This window comes from Stenotrophomonas sp. NPDC077659 (assembly GCF_050268705.1).
In the GTDB taxonomy this organism is placed as follows: Bacteria; Pseudomonadota; Gammaproteobacteria; order Xanthomonadales; family Xanthomonadaceae; genus Stenotrophomonas.
In genome coordinates this window covers 1-7,914 of record NZ_JBNNHG010000164.1, presented here as the reverse complement: position 1 = coordinate 7,914, position 7,914 = coordinate 1, and the positions used below count along the sequence as shown (strand labels likewise).

Below are 7,914 nucleotides of genomic sequence, written 5' to 3'. Positions count from 1 at the left end.
TGCCGATGACCACGGCCATGAGGATCACCAGGGCCAGCTCGGGGCGCAGCAGGGTACGCGCGATCTGGCCCAGGCCGGAGGGTGCAGGCGTCAATGCGTTCATCACGCCTCCACCCGGTGCCGGGCGCCGCCGAGCAGGCGCTCGCGGGCCAGTGCCACGTCAAGCAGCGCGTCCACTTCCTCCAGCGCCTGCACCTGCAGGCCGATGTCGGCCCACAGGCCATGCGGCAGTGCCTTGAGGAAACGGCGCATGCCCTGCACCAGGCCTGCCTTCTCGTCCACGGCCATCGCATAGGCGACGCCGGCCAGCAGCCCCTGGAACAGGTCGGCCAGTCCCCCGCCCTGGCGCACCATGCGCAGCAACGCACCCAGCAGCTGCCGCTGGTCCACGCCCAGCCGCGTCATCAGCGCGCCGTTCCAGCAGTGCTGCTGCAGCAGGTGGTCGGCCGAGCGCAGCGTGGTGAGCTGGCGCACCGCCTGCAGCAGTCGTCCGAATTCCAGGCGCGAGCAACTGGGATCGAGTGCGTACATGTCCGCGGCGAGGGCCTGTTCGATGAAATCCACGACCTGGCTGCGGCGCTCGAAACCGTACAGGTCAATCCACAGTTCATAGGTGTCGATCGGCTCGCCGCCGGCCAGGAATTCCTGGTACGAGCGCCGCAGCTGGCGCGCGGTGGCGCGCAGGCGCGGGGCCTGCAGGCGGGCCTTCAGCGCGACGTTGAGGCCGCCACGGGTGGTGCGCGCGGCCTCGTCGCCGGTCAACTGCGCATGCAGTTCGGCCAGCGTCCTGCGCAGTTCCTCCAGCTCGGCCTCGGCCAGCAGCGTGCGCACGATGGCCAGCAGATCGCTGGAATCGGGGAACACGGTTTCCAGCATCGCGCGCAACGCCGGAAGGTCGGGGGTGCCGCTTGCGCGCAGTTGCTGGCGGATCTGGTCGAGTTTCTGCGGTGCCTGCTCGTCAAGCACGTGGTCCAGCCAGGCCTGCCCGCGGATGTCGTCGGTACCGGCATCGGCCGACCGCGTGCGGCGCATGCTGGATACCAGGCCGGACAGGTCGTCCTGCATGTCCAGCAGCTGCATCAGCCCACTCTTGCGCAGCGCGGGGCCACGCGCGCGGTCGGTATCGCGCTCCTCGGCGGCCGGGTCGGTGCCCCGCGCGGGCATGGCGGGCCGGGGCGGGACCGGCAACGGCCGTGCGATGTGGGTGTTAATGGCGGCCATCGAGATCCTCCACCACGCGCTCGCGCAGCTGCTGGTACTGCTCGCCGAACGAGCCACGCCGCTCCGGCGCGTAGATGCCTTCGTCGGCCGGTACGCCGTGCAGCACGCGCGGCTGGATGAGGAATACCCGCACCTGTTCCTGCTGGCGGGTATCGCGGTTGCGGAAGACACCGCCGATGAATGGAATGCGGCCCAGCCCCGGCACCGCCTGGCGGGTGCGGCTGGCCTCCTGGCGGGTATAGCCGCCCACCAGCAGGCTGAGCGCATGCGGCACCCGCGCCACGGTATCGATGGAGGTACGGGTGATGACCGGCAGGCCTTCGACGTTGCTGCCACTGTCGGTGCCATCTTCGATCTTCAGCTGCATTTCCACTTCGCCGCCGTCGGACACGCGCGGCAGCACACTTACCAGCGTGCCGTAGGTCACCGCTTCCAGCGAGGCCGCACGTTCGGCTTCCAGCCGTGCATAGAACGTGCTGTTGCTGTCGAAATGGGCCAGTACGTTTTCCTGGGTGAGCAGCACCGGGCGCGAGACGATGCTGGCGCTGCCGCGTTCGGACAGCGCCATGACCGAGGCGAGGAAGCGCTGGCCGTCCAGCGTGCTGCTGGCACCGTTGAGGTTGAAGCTCACACCCAGCCGGCCGGCCACGCCCACATCGCCCTTCCAGTTGACGCCCAGGGCATCAAGCTCTTTCTTCTGGATGTCGATGATCCACAGCGACAGCTCGACCTGGCGACGCGGCAGGTCCAGCTCGGCCACCAGCCGCTTCACTTTCTGGATGCCCGACAGCGTTCCGCGCACCAGCAGGCTGTTGGTTTCGGGATAGGCCACGACGATGGTGCGGGGCTCGGCCGCCCCGCTGCCGCGGACCGGCAGCATGGCAGACGGTGTGCCTTGGGCGGCCAGCGGCGGCGGCGCGGCGGCCACCGGTGTGTCGGGATCGGCGGGCGTACGCACGGTCTCCGGCTGGCGCACGACGATGGCCGCGCCCGCATCACCCAGCATGGTCGCCAGGATGCGGGCCATGCCCGGCAGCGTTGTCTGCCAGTCGCGCATGCCATAGCGCCGGCCTTCGACGAAGCTGTTGTGCAGCGGAATGACTTCCACATGCTCGGCCTTGGCGTCGGCGTCGCGGTACAGCTCGTCCAGGTAACGCGCCGCATTGAGCACGATGTCCACATAGACCGGCGGACCGGTCACATAGAACGTGCCGTCGGCGCTGTTGCCGCGTACCGGGAAGCGGCTGTCGGCCAGCCGCGTGCGGCGCAGGAAATCGTTGAGCACCGCGACGGACGCATGCTGCAGGTGCCCGAGCGCGTTGCGGATTTCGCTGGCGTCGTAGACATACAGCGTCTGTGCATCGCTGTACCACACCAGGCCCAGGTCGCGGCTGAGCTGGTTGAGCACGGCGCGCGGCTCACGCAGTGCGAAGCGGCCTTCCACACGCTTCTTCTGCGCCTTGTTGCTGACCACCACCGGCAGGTCCATCTGCGCAGCCAGCGCATTGAGCAGCGAGGACACCCCATCACCACGGGCGACAAACTGACTGCCATCGGCCAGCGTGCCGCGCTGGGTGATGGGCGTGCCTTCCAGCGGCGTGGAGGCGGCAGTGGAGTCGGCCGGCTGGGCAGTGGCGGGCAACGGGAGGGCGAATGCTGCCAGCAGCACGACTGGCACGAACAGGGACAAGCGTTTCACGAGCGTCGGGGGGATCCAAAGATGTCGCGCGGCGACCTGCCCAGCAGCGACTTGATTTCACAGCAGAAATGCGAAGGCGAGGAGAAGCCGGTTTCGGTGGCCACCTGGGTGAAGCTGATGCCGGTATCGGCATGCAGCTGCAGCGCGCGCGTGGCGCGGACCAGGCGCAGCTGTTCCTTCAACGGCCGGCCGAACGCGCGCAGGCACACGCGCCGGAACTGCGCGCACGACAGCCCATAGCGCGCGGCAAGCTGCTGCACGGACAGTTCGGGATGGGCCAGCACGAAGCGCACGATCTGGTAGCGTTCGCTGCGTGCCCACAGCGCGGCACACCGTTCGAACGTCGGGGAGGCCGCGATGATCTGCGGAAGCAGCCAATCGCGACACGACATTTCGTTCCAAGGCCCCTGCGGAACCAACAGCCACGCCGGCTGGCGCGGATCCTCCGGCGGCGGACGCTCGATGCCCAGTGCGTGGTCGTGGAAGGCCAGCATCCGCGGCAGTGCATCCGGCAGGGGCGCGCACTGCAGCTGCGGCCCGCGCATCTGCAGCGGCGCGTTGGCGGCCAGGACCAGCAGCGCCGCATCGGCCGGGACATCGATGCCGGGCAGCGGTCGTGCCCAGCGCCGCGAGGCCAGCACAACCGGTCCCCCGCCCGCGACGGACAGCAGTCCGCCCTGCTCGCGCGCAAGGCGTTGGACCTGGACGGTCGGTTCCGTCGGAGTTGGAGGGCACACCGGATTCATGGCGCATAGCGTGAACGCCTGCGTCCGGCATGACCATGAAATTACTTGCAGATTTCAGCCATGCCGGAAATGCACCTTCTGCCATCCCGATTGTCGGGCATGCCCTTGCATGGCGGCAGCCTGCGGGTCAGGCTTGCCCCAGGCTCTCCTTCGCAGGTCCGCATCGTGGTGTCATCGCCCGACTCCGTGCTCGCCACCCTGCGACAGCTGCAGCGCCGGCTGCTGTTCGGGGGAGGCACCGTGCTGACGGTGCTGCTGCTGGCCGCAGGCGCCGCCGCCCTGTGGCTGCGGCTGGAAACCGTGCACATGGACGAACGCGAGGCCCTGCAGCGTGGCCAGCAGGCGGTGGACCGCTACATCGGCGAGCGCCGGCGCGCCTATGCGGCCAGCGTGAACACCAATTCCACCCTGTGGGCCACCCAGCAACCCGCACTGGTCGCCAGCGGCCTGCCGATCGCCCAGCGCTTCGCGGCACAGGACGGCCAGGTGCGGGTCCTGGCGACGGGCGCCCTGGCCACGCCGTGGCTGGCACTCTCGCCACGACCGATGGACCTTTCCGCGCAGGAACAGGCCGCCTACCTGGGCATGGTGCAGACCTATTCGGCCTACATGGCCGCAACGGTGGCCGCGCAGGATTCGCCCACCTCGCTGATTTCCTTCGCCTACGAGCCGCGCGGGCGCCTGTTCGCCATTGCCGGCCTGCGCGAGGAAGCCCAACTGCTGGACACCCTGGGCGTGGCGAGCCGTGAACAGGCCCTGGCCGCCTTGACCCGGGCCGCCGATGCCGGCTGGCATTCCACAGGCGCCACCGCCGAACTGCAGCTGCACAACGGCCGCGTGCGCGCCTATTTCGGCCGCAACCCGTTCACCGGCGAAGACGCGCTGGTCACCCAGATGCGGCTGGACAGCGGCGGCATGCCGTTCGTCAACCGGCTCACGTTTGAATCCCTGCAGGGCCTGCGCACGCGCTTGGAGGAAGCCGGCCCGGGACGCTGGGTACTGCGTGACCGGCAGGGCAACGACGTGCTGCGCATCGACCCGGCCGGGCCGCTGTCCGACGACCGTACCTTCATGGTCTCCGCACCGTTGCACGGTGTCGCTTGGACGCTGCTGCGGACCTACCGCTGGGCCGATGTGTGGGCGGCGCAACGCACCGCCCTGCTCGGTGGCGGCCTGGCGCTGGCAGCGTTGCTGGCCGCACTGTGGGGGCTGCTGCTGCTTGTGGACCGGCGGGTGCTGCGCCCGGCCCTGGCGCAGGCCGCACGGGTACACGAAAGCGAGGCGCTGAGCCGGACCGTGATCGAGACCTCGCCGGTGGGGCTGTGCCTGCTGGACCGGCACGACGGCCGGCTGATCCTGCACAACCAGGCCCTGGCGCACCTGGCCGGCGGCCCCGGCGGTTGCGTGGAGGCGATCCTGGACCACCTGATGCAGCGTGGTGACGGCCAGCAACGGGAGCACCTGTTCGAAGTGCCCTCCGCAGACCCGGCCCAGCCTGCCCGCTACCTGCATTCCATCGTGGCCGCCGCACGTTACCAGGAGCGCGGCGTCTGGGTCTGCGCGGTGACCGATGTGACCGCGCAGCAGGAAACCCAGCAACGCCTGCGCGAGGCACGGCAGCATGCCGAGCAGGCCCGGCATGATGCCGAAGCGGCCGACCACGCCAAGACCGCCTTCGTGGCGATGATCAGCCATGAAATACGCACGCCGCTCAGCGGCGTGCTGGGTCATCTGGAACTGCTCGCCCACCCGTCCATGCCGGCGGCAACCCAGGCCCGTGTCGCGCGTGCACGCGCGGCAGCCAACGTCCTGCAGCGCCTGTTGAACGACACCCTGGACCTGTCGCGCATTGAGGCCGGGCTGATGGTGCTGGAACCGGAACCGTTCGACCCGCGCGCTCTGCTGCAGCAGACCGCAAGCCTGTTCGGGCCGCAGGCCAGCGGGAAGGGCCTGCACCTGGCATGGCAGGCAGATGACGCGGTGGGACCGGCCTACATCGCCGACGCGCACCGGCTGGCACAGATCATCAACAACCTCGTAGGCAATGCGGTGAAGTTCACCGCTACCGGAACGGTGGCCATCGGTGTGGAGGCCGACAGGCGACCGGACGGGCAGGAATGGCTGCGTTTCACGGTGCGCGATACTGGGCCGGGCATCGCAGCCGACGCCCTGGCCGACCTGTTCAAGCCCTTCGTACAGGTGGCTGAAGGCACCACGCGGCAGCATGGCGGCAGTGGTCTGGGGCTGGCACTGTGCCAGCGTTTCGCCAACCTGCTGGGCGGAACGCTTGGCGTAGACAGCACACCCGGCAGCGGCAGCGTCTTCCACGTGGAGATTCCGGCAACGCCGACCACGACGCTCGCAGATGTGCCACTTTCGACCGCTCCGGGCGCGCAGGCTTCATCCGCGCAGGGCCACGCCCTGCTGGTGGATGACAACATCATCAGCCGCGAAATCACGCAGGACCAGTTGCAGGCGCTGGGGTGGCAGGTCACCACCGCTGCGGACGGGAATCAGGCGTGGCACTGCTGGCGCCAAGGCCGGTTCGACATCGTCCTGACCGATCTGAACATGCCTGGCCTGGATGGCTATCAGCTTGCACGGCAGATCCGCGCGGAGGCCCCTGCCGTGCCCATCCTGGCCGTCACCGCCACGGCGATGACCGACGACGCGCGACGGGCGCGCGAGGCCGGCATCACCACGCTGCTGCTGAAGCCGGTCGCCCTGGCATCGCTGCAGGCGGCATTGCCCTCGTCCGGGGAACCGCCGGGAACCATGCCGATCACGCCGCCGATCATCGACGCGACGGTGCGGGCGCGGATGCGAGCCGCCTTCCTGCAGACGGCACGCCGGGATCTGACGGCTTTGACCCAGGCGCTGGACCGCGCCGACCGCCCCTCCCTGATCGATCTGCTGCACAGTTTTGCCGGCACGCTGGCCATGCTGGGGCAGGCACAGGCGGCCCAGGCCTGCACCCGCGCCGAGCAGGACCTGCGCTCGCCCGAGGTAGCGGAGGCGACCGCGATGGCAACCGTGCTTGATGCAATCGCGTTGATCACGACAAGCGTGGAACGCTATGAACATGGCCCGTGACAGCCTCGTGCCGGTCATGCATGCATGGGAATCCACATGAACGGTCTTCGCGTTGTGCTGGCAGATGACCACCTGGTGGTTCGCATCGGCGCCCGGTTCACGATCGAGTCCACCGGGGTCGGCACGATTGTCGGTGAAGCCGCAACACCGGAAGAACTGCTGAGGGTGCTTTCCGAGTCTCCCTGCGACATCCTGGTGACCGACTTCACGATGGCCGGCGGCGAACTTCCCGACGGCCTGGCCATGCTGGGCCGCATCCGGCGCCAGCACCCGGAGCTGCCGATCGTGCTGTTGTCGGTGTCCACCAACCTGGGCGCGCTGCGTGCCGCGAAGAATGCGGGCGTGCTCGGCTTTGTCGACAAGCACGATGTCCACCACGACAGTCTTCCGAAAGCCATCGCCTCGGCCTACCGCCGGCGCCCGTATGTGAGCCCCAGCCTGCAGGCGCTGATCGATTCGATCGGCAATGGCCGGTTCGCCCATCCGGAGAGCCGTGGGATGGCGCTCACCGCGCGCGAGCACGAGGTGCTGCGTCTGCTTGGCACCGGCATGACCATCAAGCAGATCGCGCAGCAGCAGGTGAAGAGCATCAGCACCATCAGCCGCCAGAAAAGCGATGCCATGCACAAGCTGGGGCTGGCCAACGACGCCGAACTGTTCGATTACCTCCGCCAGATCCGGCAGTGAGGGCCACGGCGTTCATTTGGTGGGCATCGGGCCGTGCGGGTCCGCGCGTAGACGGCGGGCTGCCCGGCCCTGGCGGGGCGGCGCGACGACCGATACCGCCACCGCCAGCAGCGAAGTGCTGACCACATCGACCAGGCGCGGACCGGCGCGCGAAACCGCCACCGGCCGCGCCTTTTTCCTGGTCACGCCGGGCAGCACTCCGGCGCCGGCATTGCTCAGGCGCTCGATGCCTGCCGCCACGTCGGAGACGTCTTCGGCAGGCGTCCCGGCGCGGGGAGCGGCGGCGGGAAACACGTCTGTTCCGATACGGGACATTGTCTGGACTCCCCTGCAAGGCGCCTCACCACGGGCGCGGGAACGCGCGCGTAAGGCCGGATCACGGTGGTGACCACGGCCACGCATCGCCGGTCCGCGCATGATGCCCCCTGCACGGGCCCTACGCTACGCTGCCGCCGCGACGCTGGGCGC

6 protein-coding genes are annotated in these 7,914 nt (G+C 69.1%); 2 read left to right on the top strand and 4 right to left on the bottom strand.

Annotated elements, in window-relative coordinates; translation table 11 throughout:
• Nucleotides 1-102: 102 nt before the first annotated feature.
• The 3 genes from sctW to ACQKDV_RS16975 are packed head-to-tail and all read right to left on the bottom strand — an operon-like array spanning nt 103 to nt 3,561.
• Nucleotides 103-1,221 carry a type III secretion system gatekeeper subunit SctW gene (gene sctW, locus ACQKDV_RS16985; RefSeq protein ID WP_427785283.1) on the bottom strand — a complete coding sequence of 373 codons (1,119 nt, stop codon included), beginning with the start codon at nt 1,219-1,221 and terminating at the stop codon, nt 103-105.
• Nucleotides 1,208-2,920 (bottom strand): type III secretion system outer membrane ring subunit SctC, encoded by a 1,713-nt coding sequence (sctC, locus tag ACQKDV_RS16980; protein WP_427785281.1) that lies wholly within the window; start codon nt 2,918-2,920, stop codon nt 1,208-1,210. The genes sctW and sctC overlap by 14 nt, the downstream gene beginning before the upstream one ends.
• Nucleotides 2,917-3,561: a helix-turn-helix domain-containing protein gene (locus tag ACQKDV_RS16975; protein WP_427785280.1), complete on the bottom strand. Its 645-nt coding sequence runs from the start codon at nt 3,559-3,561 to the stop codon at nt 2,917-2,919. Before ACQKDV_RS16975 ends, sctC begins: the two co-directional genes overlap by 4 nt.
• Nucleotides 3,562-3,834: 273 nt before the next feature.
• On the opposite strand from ACQKDV_RS16975, the gene ACQKDV_RS16970 reads away from it, so the two are divergent.
• Nucleotides 3,835-6,759: an ATP-binding protein gene (locus ACQKDV_RS16970; protein ID WP_427785279.1), complete on the top strand. Its 2,925-nt coding sequence runs from the start codon at nt 3,835-3,837 to the stop codon at nt 6,757-6,759.
• A gap of 36 nt (nt 6,760-6,795) precedes the next feature.
• Nucleotides 6,796-7,446, top strand: a complete 651-nt coding sequence (locus tag ACQKDV_RS16965) for a response regulator (RefSeq protein WP_427785278.1) — start codon at nt 6,796-6,798, stop codon at nt 7,444-7,446.
• 12 nt (nt 7,447-7,458) lie between these two features.
• Here the strand turns inward: ACQKDV_RS16965 and ACQKDV_RS16960 are convergent, their stop codons facing one another.
• Nucleotides 7,459-7,761 carry a hypothetical protein gene (locus ACQKDV_RS16960; RefSeq protein ID WP_427785277.1) on the bottom strand — a complete coding sequence of 101 codons (303 nt, stop codon included), beginning with the start codon at nt 7,759-7,761 and terminating at the stop codon, nt 7,459-7,461.
• Nucleotides 7,762-7,914 lie beyond the last annotated feature (153 nt).